This window comes from Promicromonospora sp. NPDC050249 (assembly GCF_040656015.1).
Classification (GTDB): domain Bacteria; phylum Actinomycetota; class Actinomycetes; order Actinomycetales; family Cellulomonadaceae; genus Promicromonospora.
Genome location: NZ_JBFAKY010000001.1, coordinates 75,871 through 96,918, shown reverse-complemented (window position 1 = coordinate 96,918; position 21,048 = coordinate 75,871). Strand labels below are relative to the sequence as shown.

17 protein-coding genes are annotated in these 21,048 nt (G+C 66.8%); 12 read left to right on the top strand and 5 right to left on the bottom strand.

Going from position 1 to position 21,048, the window contains the following annotated elements; translation table 11 throughout:
• Positions 1 to 459 precede the first annotated feature (459 nt).
• Entirely contained in the window at positions 460 to 1,020 is a 561-nt protein-coding gene (locus AB0I32_RS00400) for a hypothetical protein (RefSeq protein ID WP_357501698.1), read from the top strand.
• Between the two features lie 414 nt (positions 1,021 to 1,434).
• On the opposite strand, the gene AB0I32_RS00395 is transcribed toward AB0I32_RS00400, so the two are convergent.
• Positions 1,435 to 3,315, bottom strand: coding sequence for a DUF4365 domain-containing protein (locus AB0I32_RS00395; RefSeq protein ID WP_357501696.1), 1,881 nt, complete (start codon positions 3,313 to 3,315; stop codon positions 1,435 to 1,437).
• 292 nt (positions 3,316 to 3,607) lie between these two features.
• Here AB0I32_RS00395 and AB0I32_RS00390 point away from each other — a divergent pair, with 292 nt between their 5' ends.
• From AB0I32_RS00390 to AB0I32_RS00380, 3 genes are all read left to right on the top strand, one after another.
• The gene (locus AB0I32_RS00390; RefSeq protein WP_357501694.1) at positions 3,608 to 4,405 is read left to right on the top strand and encodes a hypothetical protein; all 798 of its coding nucleotides are present in this window, start codon (positions 3,608 to 3,610) and stop codon (positions 4,403 to 4,405) included.
• 98 nt (positions 4,406 to 4,503) lie between these two features.
• Positions 4,504 to 6,489, top strand: a complete 1,986-nt coding sequence (locus AB0I32_RS00385) for an AAA family ATPase (protein ID WP_357501692.1) — start codon at positions 4,504 to 4,506, stop codon at positions 6,487 to 6,489.
• A complete protein-coding gene (locus AB0I32_RS00380; RefSeq protein WP_357501690.1) occupies positions 6,486 to 8,396 on the top strand; it encodes an ATP-dependent helicase in 1,911 nt (636 codons plus the stop codon). The genes AB0I32_RS00385 and AB0I32_RS00380 overlap by 4 nt, the downstream gene beginning before the upstream one ends.
• Positions 8,397 to 8,437: 41 nt before the next feature.
• Here the strand turns inward: AB0I32_RS00380 and AB0I32_RS00375 are convergent, their stop codons facing one another.
• Positions 8,438 to 10,429: a hypothetical protein gene (locus tag AB0I32_RS00375; protein WP_357501688.1), complete on the bottom strand. Its 1,992-nt coding sequence runs from the start codon at positions 10,427 to 10,429 to the stop codon at positions 8,438 to 8,440.
• A 1,059-nt stretch (positions 10,430 to 11,488) separates the two neighbouring features.
• Here AB0I32_RS00375 and AB0I32_RS00370 point away from each other — a divergent pair.
• The 4 genes from AB0I32_RS00370 to AB0I32_RS00355 all read left to right on the top strand — a co-directional run bounded on the left by AB0I32_RS00370 (position 11,489) and on the right by AB0I32_RS00355 (position 13,835).
• The gene (locus tag AB0I32_RS00370; protein ID WP_357501686.1) at positions 11,489 to 12,106 is read left to right on the top strand and encodes a stage II sporulation protein M; all 618 of its coding nucleotides are present in this window, start codon (positions 11,489 to 11,491) and stop codon (positions 12,104 to 12,106) included.
• 136 nt (positions 12,107 to 12,242) lie between these two features.
• Positions 12,243 to 12,437, top strand: coding sequence for a DUF4177 domain-containing protein (locus tag AB0I32_RS00365; protein ID WP_357501684.1), 195 nt, complete (start codon positions 12,243 to 12,245; stop codon positions 12,435 to 12,437).
• A 5-nt stretch (positions 12,438 to 12,442) separates the two neighbouring features.
• Complete coding sequence (locus tag AB0I32_RS00360; protein ID WP_357501681.1) at positions 12,443 to 13,093, top strand: hypothetical protein; 651 nt, start codon at positions 12,443 to 12,445, stop codon at positions 13,091 to 13,093.
• A gap of 265 nt (positions 13,094 to 13,358) precedes the next feature.
• Positions 13,359 to 13,835 (top strand): DUF1801 domain-containing protein, encoded by a 477-nt coding sequence (locus AB0I32_RS00355; protein ID WP_357501679.1) that lies wholly within the window; start codon positions 13,359 to 13,361, stop codon positions 13,833 to 13,835.
• 25 nt (positions 13,836 to 13,860) lie between these two features.
• On the opposite strand, the gene AB0I32_RS00350 is transcribed toward AB0I32_RS00355, so the two are convergent.
• The gene (locus AB0I32_RS00350) at positions 13,861 to 14,268 is read right to left on the bottom strand and encodes a VOC family protein (protein WP_357501677.1); all 408 of its coding nucleotides are present in this window, start codon (positions 14,266 to 14,268) and stop codon (positions 13,861 to 13,863) included.
• A gap of 73 nt (positions 14,269 to 14,341) precedes the next feature.
• Between AB0I32_RS00350 and AB0I32_RS00345 the strand changes: the two genes are divergently transcribed.
• The 3 genes from AB0I32_RS00345 to AB0I32_RS00335 all read left to right on the top strand — a co-directional run bounded on the left by AB0I32_RS00345 (position 14,342) and on the right by AB0I32_RS00335 (position 17,024).
• Complete coding sequence (locus AB0I32_RS00345; protein WP_357501675.1) at positions 14,342 to 14,920, top strand: TetR family transcriptional regulator; 579 nt, start codon at positions 14,342 to 14,344, stop codon at positions 14,918 to 14,920.
• Positions 14,921 to 15,069: 149 nt separating this feature from the next.
• A complete protein-coding gene (locus AB0I32_RS00340) occupies positions 15,070 to 16,521 on the top strand; it encodes a gluconate:H+ symporter (RefSeq protein WP_357501673.1) in 1,452 nt (483 codons plus the stop codon).
• The gene (locus AB0I32_RS00335) at positions 16,518 to 17,024 is read left to right on the top strand and encodes a gluconokinase (RefSeq protein ID WP_357501671.1); all 507 of its coding nucleotides are present in this window, start codon (positions 16,518 to 16,520) and stop codon (positions 17,022 to 17,024) included. The genes AB0I32_RS00340 and AB0I32_RS00335 overlap by 4 nt, the downstream gene beginning before the upstream one ends.
• A gap of 21 nt (positions 17,025 to 17,045) precedes the next feature.
• Here AB0I32_RS00335 and AB0I32_RS00330 read toward each other — a convergent pair whose 3' ends face one another.
• Positions 17,046 to 18,335, bottom strand: coding sequence for a cytochrome P450 (locus AB0I32_RS00330; RefSeq protein WP_357501669.1), 1,290 nt, complete (start codon positions 18,333 to 18,335; stop codon positions 17,046 to 17,048).
• A 171-nt stretch (positions 18,336 to 18,506) separates the two neighbouring features.
• Here AB0I32_RS00330 and AB0I32_RS00325 point away from each other — a divergent pair, with 171 nt between their 5' ends.
• On the top strand, positions 18,507 to 19,706 hold the full coding sequence (locus AB0I32_RS00325) for a sulfotransferase (protein WP_357501667.1): 1,200 nt from the start codon (positions 18,507 to 18,509) through the stop codon (positions 19,704 to 19,706).
• 93 nt (positions 19,707 to 19,799) lie between these two features.
• Here the strand turns inward: AB0I32_RS00325 and serA are convergent, their stop codons facing one another.
• The gene (gene serA, locus AB0I32_RS00320; protein WP_357501665.1) at positions 19,800 to 21,038 is read right to left on the bottom strand and encodes a phosphoglycerate dehydrogenase; all 1,239 of its coding nucleotides are present in this window, start codon (positions 21,036 to 21,038) and stop codon (positions 19,800 to 19,802) included.
• Between the last annotated feature and the right edge of the window lie 10 nt (positions 21,039 to 21,048).

Genomic DNA, 21,048 nt, shown 5'->3' with positions numbered 1-21,048 from the left:
TGACGGTGTTGTTGCCTCGCCCCAAGCGCGACGAACTGGTCGGAACGAAACTGTCGCGTGTTCCCGGCGTAGTGAAGTCCCAGGTCAACACCCAATTCGTGCCACGCCTTCGAGTATCCGTGCTGGTCGGAGCGTCGAACCGTGCCACGCTCTCGGCATCGAGACCTAAGCGCGTGAGCGCGGCACGTTTATGGCACGTTTTGGTACGCTCAAGGACGTCCAGCGACGTCTGGATACGGGAGCCTTGGCGATCGGCCCGGGGCTCTGACCAGACAGAATGGGTTTGACCTGGTCGGACGGCCAACACCCCGGAAGTCACACAGAGAAGTACTTGGCGTCCGGGTGGTGGAACACAAATGCGTCGTCTCGCCGCACGGATCCTCCTCGCGCGTCCGTGGCGGGGCATGATGCCGCAGTGGCGTCGCGAGATCTGCCCTTGGATGTCAGTACCCTTCGAGGATGGATGCCGGCGTTGCCGCGATTTTGTCCGCCCTCATCGTGGTCGTAGGCACAGTCAGCGTCGCCCTGCTGGGCTGGCTGCGTGCGCGATCCGATCGTGAGGAACGCAATACAGAGCTTGAAGCGGCTCGCGTCAACCAGCGAAGCACGCGGTGGCTGGACACACGCCGCGTGGCATATACGCAGTTTATGGCGACGTTGAGGCGCGTCATCGACACGAACTACGCGCGGCTGGACCTGCTGAGGAAGGGCAGGGCGCCGGCCCTTCCCGGGTCGGCCGAGGACGAAGACCCGATGCCAACGATCCTGACCGAGCTCCAGGACCGCCTGTGCGCGATTGAACTCGTCGGCCCGACACCGATCGGCGAGCTGGCGCGCAGTTGCTTCGACTTCGCCTATGACACCGAGATGTCCGTTCGGCGGCATGCTGCCACGCTGGTTGCGTCGTCGGACTCGCCCGACCGCGAGGAACTCCTCGACTTCCTCGGCGAGAAGTGTGATCCCACGCTCGATCTCTACTTCGAGATCCTCGACCTCATGAAGACGGACCTGCGGCAATAGGCGCTGTGTGCCCAGGCCAGCCGTCCGGGACCGCACGATCACGGCGATCGATGCGACACCAACGACTGGCGCGGCATACGGAGCGACAATCGGTAGCCCGCCACCCCCAAGTTCCGCCGGCTGACCACACTCTGCTGCTCAGGAAAGGGTCTTTGGTCGTTGGGCTCGGTGCTCCGGCACCGGCTAGGTTGGTGAGCGGCGAGCATGACACCTAAGACCGGCGCGACGTGGGCAGAGAGTTATTTCCCGCGTGACTGGCAGGCGCGCTGCCGTCCGCCGACCTAGCGTTGAGCCATGATGCGCTCATCCATCGCGATCCTGTTGGTGTGGTGGATCGTGGCGAACCTGGTTTCGATCGCAGTGTGAGCGGCTCGCTCGAATGGTGGCTTCGGTCTCGATGTTGAACTCAGCAGGTCACCGCTCGATGACTGAGTAAGCTGCCGAACCGAACGAGGTGGCTCGGATGATTGTCGGCGGCTCCTCGAAGGGCGGCAGTGTTGCGAACGCGGACTCCAAGGCTCGGCCCAGGTCAGGGTGGATCTCCCAGACTCGGTCCAGAACGTCGGCACTGGCGAATTGACGCGCGCAGAGAAGGATGTCGTTCATGATGTCGTGATGTTCTGGCAGGACTTCGCCGGCGCCAAGAAGGTGGACCCACGCCTCATCGCTTGCTGGTTCGGAGAACGTCGCGGCCAGCAGGTGCTGGACTGCAAGCTCTTTCTGGTCGGAGTCCAGTAAGGCCTGACCGAGTACCCAGAGTGCTTGGGGGCATAGCAGGTCGTGCTCCAGGGCTTGTTTCGCGGTTGCGGCGTCTAGCGCATCGGTCTCACAAATGCGCTCCGCGACGAACTGATCGCGGGTCTGCGCGGTGATCGTGTACTCGGCGATCAAAGGTTCAAGGAACCACGCCTTGAGCCGAAACTCAGCATGTCGCACCATGTCACCTGCGTTACGTAGCAGTTCCAGCGACTGCGCGTACTGCCCGGCGTGCAGGAGAGCGTCCCCGAGCCGAACTCCGGAGTCCTCGTCACCAAGTTCGACCGCTCGTTGGTAGTGCGTCACTGCGGTCTGGAAGTCGCCGGACAGGAACGCCGCCCCGCCGACCTCGCGGTTCCAGTAGTCGCGATCGCGGTACGAAGGGTCCAGCTCTGCTGCCTGGATCAGTAGTCCCACTGCCAGGTCCGGCCGCTTGGACAGTGTTCGGCGGGCAACGTTGTACGCGATAGGCGCGGCCGACTTCAGGTCGCCAGCGGCGAGATCTTCTTGGACCCACTCGCGCAGGACCCCGGCGATAACCTCATCCTCACCTGTGGGGTCATCGACGAGCGAGGCAACGAGCACCGCGTGGTCCGCTCCCACCCTACGAGCCACGTCGAGGAGCCGGGCAGCCGCGCGGCGCTCTCCGCCGAGCGCCAGTACGGTGACCGCTGCCTGCAGTCCATCATCGTGTGCGACAGAGCGTTCGTCGACAATCGAAAGCAGGAGTTGAGCGGCTTCACGGGTACACCCGATCCCGTGCAGCTGGATGGCGATCGCGAAGAGGGCGTCGCGCGCGAGCATCTGGATGCGGTCGAGTTCGTCGGCGGCCGAGCCGGGCTCGGAGAACTGCTTGTACTCAAGAATCTTCGGGGATGTCCCGCGCATGCCCAGCAGGATCTGGTGCTGTTCCACGCGAAGGTCGATGACGACGTCGTGCGGGCCATCGATCCTGGTGGTGACGATGGCTGGGTATTGCCTCAGCGCTCTTCGCACCTCGCGGACGACGCTCCCGGCCGAGACCCCGATCGTGGTTCCAGAGCCGGTACACGTGAAGGGAAGGGGGAGGCGGACGCTTCGACGCCGGATCGCTCGCGCAGCACGGACCTCACGTTCGATCGTCCCGTGGGTGGCCTCGTCCCAGACGTCCGTATCAGAGAACTTCACACGGACAGTCGCCTGAGAGGACGACCGCGGCGGTTCGATGTGGTGCGCCCACATGATCCAGGCCCGGTCGAGCGCCTTGCTCCAGCGGAAGACCATGACCGGGGTGTCTTGCTCGAGCCAGTAGTTCAGCGATGCAACCTTCACCGGTACGGCCGATTCCTGCCCTTCGGTGGCCTTGAGCTGGACACCGAACCGCATACCCGTCGCGTCGTCACCAGAGAACAACTCCACGACGAGGTCGATCCCGTAGTCATGCTCTGACTGCCTGGAAACCGACCAGCTTTCGGGCGCGAGTGCCAAGAACGCGTTGATCGAAGCCTCTTCGAGGCGGTGCTGCTGGGGTCGCTTCGGCATCGACCGTTCCGTCACCATTATTCCAGTCTGCACGACGCCACCCACAGGGGAGCATTACGGCGATCTGCTCGACTTGCACTGACTGACACGTGTCGTCGCCAGCCGCCGCCTGGGTCAGTGGGTCGGTGCGATTAGGGGCAACCTGCACCTTGGGTGTGCTCTCCGTTGGGCGCTGAGGTGCGTGAGATCACAACTGCATCTGCTGGCTCTGCAGCGATCGGCCAACCAGCGCCCGCCGCTTGGGACAGGGCCTGGGTGAGTCGTAATGGCGGGGCCGTCATCTGACGTCACTATTGCTACGGTGCTGGACATGGCGCTGACCGATACAGAGCGCGCGGCCCTAGCCCAGATGTTGGAGACGGCGCCCGACCTAGATCGCTGGCGGCTCAGAGCGCAGCGTGTGGAGAAGCCTGAGCGAGGCAGTGACCTAGCGATCGACGACGAAATCTTCCCGCACATGGCAGTAAGCCAGCTTGCGCGGACGTCACTCGTCCTTGCTGGCGAACACCTCCGCCTCGCGCTCGACGTCATCAAGGCCGGGCAGATCTATCCTTCTTCGCACTTCACTGTGCTGCGGGGAGCGCTCGTCGGCGCATCCCAAGCGGTGTGGGTACTGGCACCCGAAGACCGCGGTCAGCGTTGTGAGCGAGCGCTCACTGTCCTCGCGGAGATGTACGCCCAGATGGATAAGTACTACGGACTCCTCGCCACCACCCAACTCGACGCCACCGATCGCGCGAGTCTCGATGATCAGCGGTCTTGGTTGAGTGAGCGCCAGGCTGGCGTCGCCGCGATACGAACTGGCAGGGCGAGCCTCATCCTCACCGATCTCATCGGCGCCGCGTCCGATCACGCCTTTGCGAACCGGGCGAGTCGTGAAGCCGTCCGACGACTGTGGCGCGAGATGAGCGCCGATGCACATGTTCTGGGCTGGTCACTCTTTCAACGGTCTTCCTTCGGGCCTCCTGACCGGCGCACCGGCATCGGCGAGGGGCACGCGTCAGGAAGTCTTGAGCATGTCGCGGAGCCTTTCCTGGCCTCGTACCGGCTGCTCAGGTGTGGGTGGTCGTTATTCGACCGCCGCTGCGAGGCGCCGACCACGTCATGACCATCGGTGGCCGCACCCGGCACTGTCGCCAGCGACCCCAACGGGCCGGTTCCAGTAGGGTTGCCAGACGAAGCGGTTAGAGCAGAGGGTTGAAGTGGATGTACCTCGAACGGGTCACGCTTACCAACTTCCAGTGCTTCGGGCCTAGCCCGCACACGATCACCTTCGACGAGCACCTGACTGCCCTTTTGGGTGTGAACGCTTCTGGCAAGACGGCGGCACTCCAAGCGGTGCTCAGGCTGTTCAGCGTAGTTGCCGACCAGCGAGAGATCCGCGTCGAGGACTTCCACGTCCCGCACGACGAGACTGAAGCGGCGACAGCCCGAACCCTTCGGATAGACGCGGTCTTTGCGTTCCCGGAGCTCGACGCCGATACGACGGTCGATGCAGGCGGCGACAGTGTTGGAGTAGATCAAGCCGATGCCGCTGCGACCGTGCCGGAGTTTTTTGCGCAGATGGCGGCTGATTCTGAGGGGCAACTCAAGCTGAGGATCGTCCTAGACGCGACCTGGGACGCTGATGGGTCGGCCAGTGGTCTCATTGAGGAGCAGCGTCGGATCGTCTACACCTTCGATGATGACTTCGAGGACCAGTGTGTTGACCTGAGGGCATCGGACCGCAACCGCATTCAGGCTGTGTACGTGCCGGCGACAAGAGACGGCGGTCGGCAGGTCAACTCGTTCCTCCGAGGGCGCCTGTGGCGGGCGAGCGTGTGGTCGGAAGGTTTTCGCGACCACATCACCGATGCGGCTGATGAGCTGTCCGTCAACTTCAAGACCGAGGCCGTCGTAGCCACTGTTACCGAGGCGATCGCGTCGCGCTGGCAGGAGCTCCACCATCTGTCTACGGAGCAGAACCCGACCTTCGAGCCGATCACCCGGGACATGACTGTCCTGGTTAGCAATGCGGAGATGCTCTTCGAGCCGACAGCTATCGGCCGAACGCGTCCAGCCCAGGAGCTCAGCGACGGTCAACAGTCACTCCTGCACATCGCTTTGACCGCGGCCACGCTCGACCTGGAGTCGGAGATCGCCTCAGGTAAGCACGACGATAAGTTCGACATGACGGCCACGACCCTGCCAACACTGACGCTCCTGGCGATTGAAGAGCCGGAGAACAACCTGTCTCCGTACTTCCTGTCCAGAGTCGTCGAGCAGCTCGTCGACGTCACCGGCTCGGGGCGGGCTCAGGCCCTGATCTCCAGCCACTCGGCCAGCGTGATGTCTCGCATCCCACCTGACCGGATTAGGCACTTCCGTATCGACGAGACTTCGAAGTCGACCGCCGTCAGCCGGATCGTTCTTCCTGACGATGCAACCGAGGCCGGCAAGTACATGCGTGAAGCGGTCCAGGCCCACCCCGAGCTCTATTTCGCGCGCTTTGTTGTCCTTGGTGAGGGTGCGTCCGAGGAACTGGTCATTCCCAAGCTCGCGGCGGCACGGGACCTTCACATCGATCAGTCCTTCGTGGCCGTTGTCCCGCTTGGCGGACGTCACACAAACCACTTCTGGCGCCTTCTCAACCAGCTCAATATCCCGCACGCGACGCTTCTGGACCTCGATTACGGCCGGGACGGTGGCGGTGAAGGCCGCATCCGAGACGTGTGCAACCGGCTCCTCGAGGTCGGCAAGTCGCCGTTCGACGGCAGTAAGGCCATCAGCGACTTTGCCAGTGTCGATGACATCGAAGTGCTCAGTAGGGACCAATTCAAGGCATGGCTCAACCACCTCGAGAAGTGGGACGTCTACTTCTCGACGCCGCTAGACCTAGACCTGCTCCTGCTCTACCGCTACGAAGACGCTTACACCAGCCACCTCGAAGACGGCAAGACCGGGCCACGCAGCACGGGCGACCCACGTGACTCGGTCCTTGGTGACCCCCAGGACCGACCCGAAGTCGACTTCTACGACAATGCCGCCTGGACCAAATTTCTCCGCTGGTACCGCTATTTGTTCTTGTCTAACTCCAAACCGGGCACACATCTTCGAGCGATGTCATACGTGTCGAAAGAGGAACTTGCCAAACTGCCACCGCGACTCAGCCGCCTCATGGACCGCATCGAGAAGGCGGTGGCTCCGTCTTGATCCCGTCCCCTCAGGAGTGGCGCCCGCACGGCATTCAGGACCTTGAACCAGCCGCGTGGGCTGCCCTGCGGGCCGGAACTGCTTCCGTGACAGCAGGCCCCGGCTCCGGGAAATCGGAGTTCTTGGCGCAGCGAGCCGGATACCTCCTCGAGACGGGCATCTGCCGCCCACCACAGCAGATCCTGGCCATCTCCTTTAAGCGCGCCGCCGCAACGAACCTGCGAGACCGGGTCAAACGCCGCCTTCCCGAACACGCGCATCGGTTCACCTCGATGACTTTCGACGCCTTCACCAAGTCGATCGTAGACCGGTTCCGCGGACTGTTGCCGAGCGAATGGGCACTGGGCGCCGACTACAAGATCGCCTTCTCCACTAAGAGAGAGGTCGAGGCCTTCTTTGCCGATGTCGCCGGTGGACTGGACCAGCGTTCGGCGCAAGCCGTGTACGCACTCTCGGCGGACACGTTTCTCCCCCATGTCCTGGGTGCAACTGAACTCTCGGCCGTCCCGTCCGAACAGCCAGCTCCGACCTCAGCGAGCGAGTTCGCCGTCCGGGAGTGGTGGAACCGCAGCTATCTGCAGGCTCAAGATCCGGTAGTCGACTTCGTCATGTTGAACCGGCTCGCCGACCTGATCATTCGGACCAGCCCTCAGCTACAACGCGCTCTGCGCGCCACCTATCCCTTCGTCTTCGTCGATGAGTTCCAGGACACCACCTACGCCCAATACTCGTTTCTCAGGGCCGTCTTCGCTCACGAGGGAACGACCGTCACCGCCGTCGGCGACCGCAAACAACGGATCATGGGCTGGGCCGGGGCGCTGGGCGACGCGTTCGCTCAGTTCGAGGCCGATTTCGCAGCCGAACCGTTCACCTTCACCTCCAATTTCCGCTCCACCCAACAGCTCGTCGACCTCCAGCAGCGCTTCGCGGTCCGGCTCGACCCAGACTCCCCACCGCAACGCTCACGAGTTGAGCCACCGGTCGGCGAGACTCCTGTTGCGGTCTGGTCGTTCCCAACTACCGAGCGCGAAGCTGATGCCATCGCGGCATGGATCGCCACCGACATAGAAGGGTCAGGTCGGCGCCCCTCCGATTACGCGCTGATCGCTAGGCAGCAGGTCGTCAAGCTGGAACCTGACCTGGCCCGGGCCCTGTCCGCTGCCGGCTTGCGGCTGCGCAACGATGACGCGCAGGTCGGCGAGATCAGACTGCAGGACCTGCTTACCGACGACCTCGTGCGGCTTCTGCTGGGCATCCTCGCTCTCGCGGCCAACAAGGGCGGGCAGCCTCAGATCTGGCGTGAGGTCACCTCAATCTTGTCGGGCGTGTCCCCGGGAGCGAGCGGTAGGGAAGTGGGAACACAGGTCGAGGACGATCTCACCGACTACCTCCAGAACCTTCGCAGGTGGCTGGCCGCGACGCCCCTCGACGACGACTCGGGTATCGACCTCAGCGAGGAGACTGCGGTATCGCTGACCAACCAATTGACGGACTTCGTTCGTGTAGAGGCGGCCGGACACAAACGCCTGTTCGGGAGCAGACCCGAGGACCTCACGGTTACCCTTGAGGCGTTCCGGACTCGGCTTACCCAGACGCTTTTACGCGTTGATTCGTGGAGTGCGGTGGCCGATGCGTTCTTCGATGAGGACGCGGTTCCTCTCTTGACCGTCCACCGGAGCAAGGGGCTGGAGTACCACACGGTGTTCTTCATCGGGCTCGACAGCGACCAATGGTGGGCACACGCACGGAACACCATCGAGTCGACGATGACATTCTTCGTCGGAGTCTCTCGAGCAGCTGAACGCTTGATCTTCACCCAGTGCGACCAGCGAGGCGCGCCGGCGCCGCTCGGAGAGCTTTATCAAGATCTACGGGACGCAGGAGTACCGCTAGTCCGTTTCGACTAGCCCTCCTATGTTGCGCCAGGCTGGGTGCGTGGAGTGGCCCGTTATTCCCGGTGGCGTCGGGATTCGGCGAGCATATGCCCGCGCAGCAGGAGACCTGACGTCACGGCAAGCGCTCGATCGCCGATTCCTCGAAGTCGTGGACGCGGGGCAGCGGGCTGAGCCGCGAGTGTGAGTGATTTCTGGTCGCCTACCACGCTGCCGCTCGCCGTGATGAGAAGAGCTGCAGCCCGGAGCAGCAGGGTCGCGTGGACCGGGTTCATTGTGGTGATGAATCCGTGGGCGATGTCGTTACGAATGTTGGTGCCCTCCGGGCCGAGTAGGAGCCAGGTCAGGAAGTAGTGCCAGGACGTATCGAGGCTGATCCTGCGCAGCTCATCGAGGAGGGTGCCGAGCGCGGGGTACTTGCCGGGGTTGTTGCCGACCTGAACCTGGTACGCGCCTTCGTCCATCTCGCGGAGGAGCCGTCGCGCGGCGGCTTCGACCGCTGGGGTCGCCACGTACGCGGCCTCCAGATAGTCCCCTGCCCAGAAGTGGCAGAAAGCCTTGGCGAGGACGCGTGCACCGTCGGGGTCGCATGCGTAGACGTCAAGGAGCCAGATCGTGAGCTCGTCCTCCGTGGGGGTGCCGTACTTCTCGCCGAGTCGGTACAGACCCGATGCGTGAATGTGACCCATGTGCTGGGCGGCTATCGCGACGTGCTGGGCTACGTCGTGTTCGAATTTTTCTTCCTGGGTGTCGAGGGTCTTTCGGGGGAGCCCGTCCGCGCCGAGCAGGACAGTGTTGAACAGATGCCGGATGCTGAAGGGGCGTCCGCGAACGGATGTCCGGATCTGGTCGATATCGCCGCACGGGACTGGTGACTCGAGGAAGTAGCGCAGGCCTCGGTGCCAGGTGTGAGCGCGGGTGAACGCGTGAAGCTCACTTTCAGGGATCCAGTTGGGGATGTTGGCGCTTGTGGAGATCTTCTCGAGGCCGAGGTCCCCGGCGGAGACGACCTCGAGCTCGCGTTGGATCTCCTTGAGATCAGTGCGCAGATTGTGGTGCGTCGCGAATCGGGCGGCGGTCTCAAGGTGGGCCTGTTTCACCAAGGGCTGGCTGGCCGCGGCAGCGATCCGCCGGAGCGCGGCCATCTCGTCGGCGCGTGTCGCGGTTCGCAGGGCATCGGCCTGTGGGCCGGGGGTGATCATCCTCCGGCGCAGGTCACTGGCCTCGGTGATCAGATGGTGCATGACTTCCGTCGCGACGATGTCAGTCAGCACGTTTTCTGCGGTGGCGTGCAGGGTGACCTGCCGAGCGGTGTTGGACGGCTTCTGCACCATAACTTCCAACAACGGCATGACATGGCCAATAGGCCGCCGGGTCCCCGAAAGGCCGACTCGCATCTCGATCGCGTCGAGGATGTCGTCCTCGACGTCGGTGAGCCTGAAGAGTCGCGAGATGGTCCATGCGCGCGTCAAGTACATGGCGGTGGTCAAGCTGTCATGGACTCCGGCGACGGCCGTCAGGTAGCTGGTGGCGGCATGGCGGGCGCGGTGGACGAGGTTCCCGTCACGGCGAACGATGAGAAGTTCCTCGAGCCGGGCAGCTGCTGCGGGGTGTGTAACCGAGTCCAGCACCTCACGCCACAGCTCAACGACGTCGGCGGACGCGGTCTTCGGATCGGGCCAGAACCTGTTGGCGACAAACTCCGTACCCACCTTGCCCAGCCCCCCGGCGTTCAGGCTTCGGCCCCCGACGGCGGCCAACTCCCGGGTCAGTGCTTCATCCATGCCGCCTCGGGCCTCGATCGCCTTCTCGACGCGTCCCCATCCGCTTGGGCTGTCGGTGATCTCGGCAAATGCGGCGTCGAGGACCTCCGCCGCGGCGACGACGTGGTCCTGGTCGAAAACGTACGGTGCCGGCTGGGGGAGCGGTGCTAGTGCTTCCTCGTCCGCTGTCACCAACGTGTCAGTGTCGGCGTCCTCATTGGTGAGCGAGCCTGTGTCCCTGGGTGTACCCGCCGATGATTCCTCCGGTGCAGCGCTCGCGCTCATGACTCCATTCTCCCGGTCAACGCAACGCAGTTTTCGACACGTCGTGGACACAGGTAGTAGTGAAGGAGTCGAGTCTTGGGTGTGACCGCTGCACCGATAGGTGACGACTGAGATGCGGCGCCGTAGCACCGCGGGACGGATGTTCATCTCGCCACACGGCGGTAGCGGTGCGGTCCTTCCGGAGCGCATCGGTGCTGGGACCAGCGCGCTTGTAGAGGCGACGGGACGATCGGTGACGACCCACAGCAGGGCGTGCTTTCCATTGGGTGCTGAGTCGAGGAACAAGAAACGCCCGCAGCCCCGGCCAGGTCATACGGCCTGTTCCGACGACCACCTCAGCGCGCTGCGCGAGCCGCCCTCGGAACGTCGCCTGACGTCGTGAGGACGATCGCGCCGAGATAGCATCTCACTGCTCGTCGAACCACTCGGACAAGCCTCCGAGGTCGTCTGCCGGAGGCAGTTGACTGACACGGTTCGTGACACAGTTGCCCGCCTCAGGGCCTGCCTGACACGCGAAATGACACACTTGCAGTACCCACTGACGCCCACGGTTGCCCACTGTCGGGTCGGCGTGGCACTCTGGGCTGTGTAGTCCGGGAACGGCAGTATCAAGCCGTTCTTACCGTCCAACACGGCCGGACGGCACGGATTCGAAACGCGCCTCGCGAGCGGCAACGGCGGCTTCCTGCGGAACAGAAGATGTTCCGCCGCAAGTCCGGCTGATCCTCGGTGGTGGAGGCCGCTGACCTGGTGAAACGACCAGGTCGGCGGCCTTTGTCGTACCTCGGATCAGGCCAGGGTGATGACCTTGACCCGGCGCGGTCGAGATGGGCCCGGATGTCGTGCGGTGACGGTCCGAAGGGCGACGCTGGTACTGCATGGCTTTGCCGTGGTCCTGGCGTGACACATGTCATGGGTGGGGACGACGAACCTCCTGGGTGCCGCTGACGGCTCGTCACTGGGCTGCGCGCCGGGCTCCGCGAAGACTGGTTGGACCGACCCCGGGTGCTGGTCGCTCGGTGTCCGGCGGTCCCGTCCATCACCTCATGGAGCATGAACATGCGACTCTTCCGACGCGCCCTCCAGACGATCCAGGCGAATCGCCGCGCGTATCTCGCTCTGAACGCGATCCTGTACGGCTCGGTCCTCGTCGGCTTCGGGGCGGGCCTGCTCTTCCCCGGCCTGGCCGCCGCGCAGAGGGAGTCCTTCGAGGATGGCGGTCAGGCCGACCTGGTGCGGTCACTGCTCGACAGTCCCTGGCTGTTCGCCCTCGCGATCCTGGCCAACAACGCACTGCGAGCCGGCCTGCTCAACATCGTTCTGCCGTCGATGCTCGTGCCGTTCGCGGGAGTCGTCTGGTACGTGTACTCCCTCTTCACGGTCGGCCTGATGCTCGCACCGGTCGACCGGGACGGCTGGCTGGTGCTCATCCCGCACTCGCTCACCGTGGTCATGGAGATCCAGGCCTACGTGCTGCTCGCGCTGGGCGCCTATCTCCTGGGCAGGGCATGGATCTGGCCGCGGACGGTCGACGCCGAGAACCGTCGGCAGGCCTACGCCCGCGGGCTGCGTCAGCTCGGCGTGCTGAGCCTGCCGGCGCTCGCGCTGCTCGTGGTCTTCGCGCTCTACGAGTCGTTCTCGATCGTCTACCTGGTGCCCTTGCTCACGGCGGGCTGAGCGGGTGGCCGCCCCGAAGTGCGAGCAGACGGAACCGCTCATGACTGAGCACGCCTGGCGCAGCAGGGTTGACCAGGCCCTTCACGCGACCTGTCCACCACGACCTGCCCACCACGACACGGAAAGGAGCTCCGGCATGACGACTGCCTGGGAGAACAAGATCCTTACGTACAAGCTCGCCTGGAAGGGATTCGACTACTCGCGGATCGAAGAGGACCTCAACGACTACGGCCGTGATGGCTGGGAGGTGGTGCAGACCATCGTTCCCAGCGTCGGCGCCGGCCAATCACTCGAGATCGCCGTGCTGATCAAGCGGCCCACGGGCGGGTGACGGTGATGTCCAGCTGGAGTGATCGGCGCCTCTCGCGACGAGTGAAACCCGGTGACGGGCGCCCCCTGAAACCTTTCCGCTGGTGGCAGATGCTGCGGCGTTCGGTTCTCTCGATCTCGCTGCCGGCCGGTGGGCGGATGGTCGTTCACAGCGTCGAGGTCATGCATGGCGGCGATCTCAACACGGGCGAGGTGATGGCGCGGCTCTATCGTGACGGCCGCCTCGACGCGGAGTCGCGCGTGCCGGCGCATTTTCCCGTCGAGGGCGGCGTCATCGAGGTCCGGACGAGCGAGGCGGGTATGCGTCGCTGCGCGTTTGTCGCCGATGACGGCAGCGAGCATCAGCTCGTACCCGATCCGGTATCGGCCGAGGGGCGCCGAATGCGCTTTGCGCGCGAGCATCCCGGGCCCAGCCGTCTGATCGGTGCCGTGTCGATCCTCGTGCTGCTCATCGGCGTCGGAGTGAATCTGCTGCAGGTCGCCGAACCGATCTCACAGATCCCGCCGATCGCGGACGCGATCGGCACCTTCGAGTCGCCAGTGGACCTGCCGCTGTGGCTCAACATCTCGCTCGGCCTTGCGGCGGCCGTCGGTGCGACCGAGCGTGCCCTCAGGATGCGCTACCACTGGTTGCTCGACAGCGGTGCAGGCACCTGACCGATGTGAGGGCAGAACCGGCAGCCCCACCTTTCAAGCTGACCCTGCTGGCGCCTTCGCGCCTCTCAGGAGGGCTTGAGTTGGACAGGACCGGAGTGCTGGTGGGAGGTGCTGCCCGGCGCGGCGTCGTGGCGCTGGACCGGGACGCTGACCTGGAACGTCCGCTTCGCCGGGTCGGGGCATCGGTCAGGAATCGAGAAGCCGCTTACCGCGCGCGAACCTAACCTTGGCTGTGTCAGCGACACGCGCACCAGGAGGAATTCCGATGGCCGACACGGCTGCAGCGAAGGCGAAAGAGGACGGTTTCTCTGCCCAGGAACGCGCAGCGATCAAGGCGCGCGCGGCAGAGCTGAAGACCGAGGCGAAGCGTCTGCGCGGGGCCGAGAAGGCCGCCGCCGACGAGGCTGACGTCCTGGCCAAGATCGCCGAGATGCCCGACGGCGACCGCGAGATGGCCGAACGGGTGCACGCGACAGTGACGACGGCGGCACCGGAGCTCGCTCCGAAGCTGTACTACGGGCAGCCCGGCTACGCCCGCGGCGGCAAGGTGGTCTGCTTCTTCCGCAGCGGACAGCTGGACAAGGAGCGCTACTCCACCTTCGGGTTCAGCGCCCAGGCGCAGCTGGACTCGGCGGACGGTCTCTGGCCGACGGCGTACGCGCTGGCGGACCTGTCCGAACCCGCCTGGGAGCGTCTGGGCGAGCTCGTCCGGCAGGCGGCCGAAGGCCCGGGTGCCGGCTGACGCGGACTCCCGGGCCGTCCCGGGCTCACGCCTCGGCGTAGGCGTCCGCGTACTCGGCAGTGGGCGGGATGGGCTGGATGACGTCGAGCAGGACGCCGTCCGGTGCGGCAACGATGAAGTGCCGCTGCCCGAAGTCCTCGTCGCGCAGCGGCAGCAGCGGCGCCGGCCCGGCAAGGCCGGCCAGGCGCGTGTGGACCTCGTCGGCGTCGTCGACCTCGAGGTTGATCAGGACTCCCTGCGGCAGGGCGTGGTAGCCCGCCGGGATCGTGGGGTGGTCGTGGGCGACCAGTGCGAGCTCGAACGTGCCGAGCCGCAGGCTGACGTACCAGTCGGAGTCGTAGGTGATCTCGAAGCCGAGCAGGTCGCGGTAGAAGGCCGAGGCAACGGCGACGTCCCGCGACATGAGGACCGGGTAGAGGCCGGTGACGTTCATGGGAGCTCCTTTTTAAGTACAGTGTGTATGTAAGTCCAAGGTTACATACACCGCGTACGTAAAGGAAGCGCTCTTGCCTCGTGCCTCAGCGGCGGACGCCGCCCAGACCGCCCGGACGATCCTCGCCTCGGCCACCGACCTGCTCGCCGCCCGTGGCTTCGCCGCGGTCTCGCTCGACGACGTCGCCGGCGCGGCCGGTGTCACGCGCGGCGCGGTCTACCACCACTACCGGAGCAAGGCGGGGTTGTTCCGCGCGGTTGCGGCGCGGCTCCAGTCGGAGGTCGCGGAGGCCGTGGTGGCGGCCGCCAAGAGTGCCGGAGCCGACCCCCGGGAGCAGCTGCGCGCCGGCTGTCACGCGTTCCTGGACGCCATCACCGCCGCCCCTGCGGTGCGCGTCCTGCTCATCGACGCCCCTGCCGTCTTCGGCTGGGAGCAGTGGCGACGCCTCGACGCGGAGAACTCGGTGGTGCACCTGCGCGAGGCGCTGTCCGACGTCGGTGTCCCCGCCGCACTGCTCGACGCGACGGCCGCCCAGCTGTCCGGTGCCATGAACGAGGCGGCGCTCTGGATCGCCCAGCAGCCGCAAGGTGGCGAGGCGCGGGACGCCGCGCACCAGGTGCTCGACAGGGTGCTCGCGGCCGCCGTCGACTGACACGCGGAGGGTGGGTTCCCGCTGCTGGGTGTCGGCCGCACGGGCTGATCACCTGGCGAAACGCTCGACGCTCCTCCCCTCTTGCCCTAATTCACCCTGCTAGTGTCGGTTCGATCCTGTGAGCCAGTACGGACCGCAAGGAGGCGGTGATGACCGAGATCGAGCCGGTCTACGGGGCGGGCATCCTGCTCCTGATTGCGGCGGCCGCTGTCGCCTTGCTCCTGTTCCTGATCATCCGGCTCAAGATGCACGCGTTCGTCGCGCTCGTGCTCGTCAGCCTGCTGACGGCGGTCGCCGCCGGGATCCCGATAGCGGACGTCCCCGACGCGCTGCTGAGCGGGTTCAGCGGGACGCTGGGTTCGGTGGCCCTGCTGGTGGGCTTCGGCGTCATGGTCGGCAGGCTGCTGGAGACCACCGGCGGCGCCCAGGTCCTGGCCGACACGCTCATCGCAAGGTTCGGCGAGAAGCACGCGCCGTTCGCGCTCGGCGTCGCCGCGCTCATCTTCGGCTTCCCGATCTTCTTCGACGCCGGCCTCGTGGTGTTCCTGCCGATCATCTTCACCGTCGCGCGCCGGTTCGGGGGCGGCATCCTCCGGTACGGGCTGCCCACGGCCGGGGCCTTTGCCGTCATGCACGCGGTGGTGCCGCCGCATCCCGGGCCGGTCGCCGCCGCCGACCTGATGGAAGGGAACATCGGCCTCACGCTCCTCCTGGGCGTGCCGGTCGCGGTGGCCGCCTGGTTCCTCGGCGTCCACTACGTCGCCCGGTACCTGAGCGCGCGGTACGTCATCGACATCCCGACCGCGGTCTTCGGCCAGCTGAACGGCGGCCGGGACCAGGACGCCGCCGACGGGGGCACCGGGGACGGGGGCACCGGAGCGGGCGGAGCGGCGACTGCCACCGCCACCCAGGCGCCACCGCGGTTCGGCACGGTCCTGTTCATCCTGTTGCTGCCCCTCGTGCTGATCTCGCTCAACACGGTGGTGGACACCCTGGTCAAGGCTGGGGTCGTCGCCGAGGACGCCGACTGGGCGAACGCGCTCATCCTGGTCGGCCAGACGCCCATCGCCCTGCTGATCACCGTCCTGGTCGCGCTCGTGCTGCTGTCCCGCGGGCGGTTCTCCATGGGCCAGGCCACCGGCATCCTGGACGACGCCCTCGGCCCGATCTGCTCGATCATCCTGATCACCGGCGCCGGCGGCATGTTCGGCGGTGTCCTGCGCGCCAGCGGCATCGGCTCGGCGCTCACCGAGTCGCTTTCCGACCTGGGCATGCCGATCCTCCTGCAGGCGTTCGTCATCGCGACGGTGCTGCGCGTCGCCCAGGGCTCCGCGACGGTCGCCCTGACGACGACGGCCGGGCTGCTCGCGGCGCAGGTGACGGCAGAGGGCCTCAGCGACGTGAAGATCGCGCTCCTGGTCTTTGCCGTGGCGGCCGGCGCGACCGTCCTGTCGCACGTCAACGACTCCGGGTTCTGGCTGGTGAGCAGGTTCTTCGGCATGGACGTCCGGACGACGCTCAAGACGTGGACCGTCCTGGAGACGACCCTCGGCCTCGCCATCTTCCTGATCGCCGCGCTGCTCTGGCTGGTGACGGGATGAGCGCGCCGCGCCACATCGTCGTCATGGGCGTCACCGCGACCGGCAAGACGACGGTCGGCCGTGCGCTCGCGGAGGCGCTCGGCGGCGTGTTCGTCGAGGGCGACGCGTTCCACCCGCCCGCGAACATCGAGAAGATGTCGGCGGGGATCCCGCTGGACGACGACGACCGGCGCCCGTGGCTGCGTTCGCTCGCCGACGAGATCGTCCGGCTGGACGCCGCGGGCGAGATCTCGGTGACCGCCTGTTCCGCGCTGCGCCGGGTGTATCGCGACTGGCTGCGCGAGGGGTATCCCGGGCTGTTCTTCGTGCACCTGGACTCGACGTCCGACGTGCTGCTCGACCGGATGAGGCGCCGTACCCACTTCATGCCGCCGTCCCTGCTGCAGTCCCAGCTCGACACCCTGGAGCCGCTGCAGCCGGACGAGGCGGGCGTCGTCATCGACGACACGCAGCCGGCCGACGTCGTGATCGCGACCAGCCTCGCCGCCGTCCGGCCGGAGTGACGCTCCCGGGGACCCGGGTGCCTACAGCGCGAACTCCTCCGGGGGCCAGCCGCCGGGGACGGGCTGCTGGAGCGGCGACGGGAACGTCACGGGCAGCCGGGCGGGGAAACGCATCCACGGGCTGGTCGCCCACTCGACCTTGTCGGGGTCGCCGACGAGAGTGACCTGCAGGCGCTGCAGCAGCTCCGCGACCGCGATCCGCGCGATGACCCGCCCGAGGCGTGGCGCGGGGCACCGGTGCGGACCGGCGCCGAACGACAGGTAGGCCCGGTTGCCCACGGTGTCCCACGGGTCGGCGGTCTGGACCTGCGGGTCGTGGTTGGCCGCGTGCACCCCGACGATCACCGCCGCCCCGCGCTCGATCAGCTTGTCGCCGATCCTCACCTCGCGCGTGGCGAACCGCGGCATGAGGTTGGGGTTCGTCGTCGAGCGCCACAGCACCTCGTCGAGGGCGTCGTCGATGTGCAGCCGGCCCCCGGACACCCGGTGGGAGAAGCGCGGGTCGCTCAGCACCAGTGCCAGCGTCTGCGCGATCCAGGCCAGCAGCGACTCGTTGGCCGCCAGTGTGATGGCGGTCAGGGTCTGTGCCCGTTCCAGGTCGCTCTCGAAGTTGTCGTGCACGGCCAGGATGCCCGCGATGTCGCGGGTGCCGAGCGCCCTGCTGTGGGCGATGTGCCCGGTGACGATCTCCAGCAGCTCGACGGTCCGCTCGCGCGCCGCGGCGCCGGACTCGAAGATCGCGCGGGTGATCTCCTGGAGGCGCTGCGCCTGTCCCGGTTCGAGCCCGTCGAGCTCGGACAGGACGAGGAAGGGGACGACCGCCGCGTACTCGGCGACCAGGTCCGCGCGGCCGCGGTCCTCGAACCGGTCGATGAGCATCCCGCACAGCCGGCGCGTGATAGCGCCCGCCCGGGCCTCGTCGACCTGACCCAGCGCGTCGTCGACGGGCGGCCGCATGCGGGCGTGCTTGGCGCCGTCGGCATCGGCGAGCGTGGGTTTCGGGGAGCGGGGGAGCACCAGATGGAGCGCCGACTGCGGGCCGAGCAGGTTCTCGGCGTGCCCGTGCCAGATCGACGGGTCCTTGATGAAGGTGCGGTCGTCCCGCAGCACGCCCACCGCTTCGTCGTGGCCGAGCACGAGCCAGGCCGGCACGCCCGGCTCCAGGTCCACCGGCGCGACCGTTCCCCACTGCAGCCGCAGCCGCTCGTACACCTCGTTGGCGTCGGCGGCCGCCGTCGTCTCCACGAGGAGCGTGCGGTCACTCACGTCACCCAGCCGTACCAGCGGGCCCGACGGCGGTCGTGCGGTCACGATTCCCCTCTCGACGACAGCCCGGCACGACGGTGTGACGCCGGGCACAGGCACTCGCTTGGGATGCTAGTGGACGGACGCGCCGGACGGGCGAAACAGCTTCGTCACGATCCGGTCGGGCGGGTGCCCGGCGGCTTGTCGCCACCCGTCGGTATGGGCAGGATGTGCGCCATGCCCCAGGCCACACCACTGCTTCGACTCCTCAACCTGCTGCTCGCACCCGGGATGCGCACCCGCAAGGACCCCGACGCCGTCTTCGAGCGGCTGCTCCAGGAGGTCCAGGAAGGGCGTGTCCCGCTCGGCGCCGACGACCTCGCCGCGCTCGACGGGCTGCGGCTGCTCCTCGCCGACCATGCCGCCAACCCCGACCTGAGCGGGATGGGCTGGATGAGCACCCAGCAGCAGATCCGGGAGCGGCTGGACAACCGCGCCGTGGTCCGCGACATCCAGGCGAACCACCCCGAGGTGCGCGACGAGCCGGTGACGGCGCCGGTGTTCGTCGTCGGCCTGCCGCGGACCGGGACCACGCTCACGTACAACCTGATCGCGCGCAGCCCCGGCAACCGCGGCCCCAAGCTGTGGGAGATGACCAACCTCGGCCTGCCGCGTCCGGAGGCGGAGCGCGAGAAGCTGATCGCACAGGCCCGCAAGCGGTTCGCGACGGTGGCGAAGCTCAGCCCCGCGTGGGCACACCTGCACCCGCTGGTCGCCGACAACGAGGAGGAGGACTTCATGCTGCGCGCCCACACGGAGATGTTCGCGACGTGGGGTCCCGCGCCGCGCTACCTGGACTACGTGGCGGACGCCGACCTCACCGCCGACTTCCTGTTCCTCCGCGACGCCCTGCAGGTCATCGCGGCAGGCGAGGCGCCGGACCGCTGGGCCCTCAAGCACCCGATGGACCTGTGGCGGCTGCCGGAGATCCTGCGCGCCTTCCCGGACGCACGGTTCGTCTGGACGCATCGCACGCCCGGGGCCGCCGTCGCCTCCGGCTGCTCGATGGCCGAGGCGACGCACACGATGTACATCAAGCCGGGCCGGATCGACCTGGCCCGGATCGGCCAGGAGTGGCTGGGGATCTCGGCCGGCGGGGTGGAGCGCGCGATCAGGCTGCGCGAGCAGCTCCCCGACGACGCCGTGATCGACGTCCTCTACGACGACCTGCTCGCGGACCCGGAGACGGTGCTGCGCGGGGTCTTCGGCCGGCTGGACCTGACGTGGGGCGAGCAGGACGACACGAACCTCGCCGCGTCGCTCGACCGGACGGGTCACCGCCCCCATGCGTACACGCTGGAACGCTACGGCCTGACGGAGGCCCAGGTGGAGGAGGCGTTCGCGCAGTACAAGCTCCCGGCCTCGATCCTGAACTGACCCAGCCCACCCCACTCGCCGAAGTAGAACCAGGGCGAAGTAGAACCCCAGCGGGATCTGCTCCGCTGGGGTTCTACCTCGGCGAGGGGTGGGTCAGCGGGCGGCCGGGCCCGGCGGGAACTCCGGGCGCTCGAAGGCGTCCCGGATGCGGAGGCGGATGGTGGCGTCGAGCGCCTGGAGCTTCTTCGAGGCGCCGCGCTCGGTCACGTCGGAGATGTCGGTGACCACGTAGCCGATGTCGCCGCGCGTGGCGAGCATCTGGCCCTCGATGTTGGCCCCGTGGTCGGCGAAGATCTGGTTCACGGTGGCCAGCACGCCGGGCACGTTGCGGTGCAGCAGCTTGATCCGGCCGACGCCCGTGTGCTCGAGCTGCAGGTTCGGCAGGTTGACGCTGAGCATCGTCGAGCCGGTGGTCACGTAGTCGCTGAGCTTCTTGGCCACGAACTGGCCGATCGCCTCCTGCGCCTCCTCCGTGGAGCCGCCGACGTGCGGCGTGAGGATCACGTTGGGCAGGTTGCGCAGCACCGACTCGAAGGCGTCGCCCCGCTTCTTGGGCTCCTCCGGGAAGACGTCGACCGCGGCGCCCGACAGGTGCCCGGACGTGATGTGCTCCGCCAGCGAGTCGACGTCGACGACGAACCCGCGGCACAGGTTGAGGAAGATCGCGCCCTGCTTCATGCGGGCGAACTGCTTCTCGCCGAACAGCCCCGCGTTGCCCGAGCGGCCGTCGACGTGCAGCGTCACGATGTCGGCGGTCTCGAGGAGCTCGTCGAGCGTCTCGGCGCGGCGGGCGTTGCCGAGCGCGAGCTTCTCGGCGGTGTCGTAGAAGATCACCGACATGCCGAGGTTCTCGGCGAGCACGGAGAGCTGCGAGCCGATGTTGCCGTAGCCGATGATGCCGAGCGTGCGGCCGCGCACCTCGTGCGACCCCTCGGCGGACTTGTCCCAGACGCCTGCGTGCAGGGCGCGGTCGCGCTCCGTCATCCGGCGGGTCAGGGAGATGATCTCGGCGATGGCGAGCTCCACCACGGACCGGGTGTTGGAGAACGGCGCGTTGAACACCGCGACGCCGCGGTTCGCGGCGGCGGTCAGGTTGATCTGGTTCGTGCCGATGCTGAAGGCACCTACGCCGACGAGGCTCGTCGCCTCGGCCAGGACGCGCGCCGTCACCTCGGTCTTGGACCGGATGCCCAGGAGGTGGACGCCGTCGAGCGCGGCGATCAGCTCGTCCTCGTCGAGGGCTCCCTTGCGGTAGTCGACCTCGTACCCGGCCGATTCCAGGATCGGGACGGAGGTGGGGTGGACGTTCTCGAGGAGAAGGGCTCGCTGCACGCACCCATGG

What these genes read in the sequence shown, in the direction of transcription:
- AB0I32_RS00400 (WP_357501698.1), top strand. Translation starts at nt 460, where the DNA reads ATGGATGCCGGCGTTGCCGCGATTTTGTCCGCCCTCATCGTGGTCGTA.
- AB0I32_RS00395 (WP_357501696.1), bottom strand. Translation starts at nt 3,315, where the DNA reads ATGGTGACGGAACGGTCGATGCCGAAGCGACCCCAGCAGCACCGCCTC.
- AB0I32_RS00390 (WP_357501694.1), top strand. Translation starts at nt 3,608, where the DNA reads ATGGCGCTGACCGATACAGAGCGCGCGGCCCTAGCCCAGATGTTGGAG.
- AB0I32_RS00385 (WP_357501692.1), top strand. Translation starts at nt 4,504, where the DNA reads ATGTACCTCGAACGGGTCACGCTTACCAACTTCCAGTGCTTCGGGCCT.
- AB0I32_RS00375 (WP_357501688.1), bottom strand. Translation starts at nt 10,429, where the DNA reads ATGAGCGCGAGCGCTGCACCGGAGGAATCATCGGCGGGTACACCCAGG.
- AB0I32_RS00370 (WP_357501686.1), top strand. Translation starts at nt 11,489, where the DNA reads ATGCGACTCTTCCGACGCGCCCTCCAGACGATCCAGGCGAATCGCCGC.
- AB0I32_RS00365 (WP_357501684.1), top strand. Translation starts at nt 12,243, where the DNA reads ATGACGACTGCCTGGGAGAACAAGATCCTTACGTACAAGCTCGCCTGG.
- AB0I32_RS00360 (WP_357501681.1), top strand. Translation starts at nt 12,443, where the DNA reads ATGTCCAGCTGGAGTGATCGGCGCCTCTCGCGACGAGTGAAACCCGGT.
- AB0I32_RS00355 (WP_357501679.1), top strand. Translation starts at nt 13,359, where the DNA reads ATGGCCGACACGGCTGCAGCGAAGGCGAAAGAGGACGGTTTCTCTGCC.
- AB0I32_RS00350 (WP_357501677.1), bottom strand. Translation starts at nt 14,268, where the DNA reads ATGAACGTCACCGGCCTCTACCCGGTCCTCATGTCGCGGGACGTCGCC.
- AB0I32_RS00340 (WP_357501673.1), top strand. Translation starts at nt 15,070, where the DNA reads ATGACCGAGATCGAGCCGGTCTACGGGGCGGGCATCCTGCTCCTGATT.
- AB0I32_RS00335 (WP_357501671.1), top strand. Translation starts at nt 16,518, where the DNA reads ATGAGCGCGCCGCGCCACATCGTCGTCATGGGCGTCACCGCGACCGGC.
- AB0I32_RS00325 (WP_357501667.1), top strand. Translation starts at nt 18,507, where the DNA reads ATGCCCCAGGCCACACCACTGCTTCGACTCCTCAACCTGCTGCTCGCA.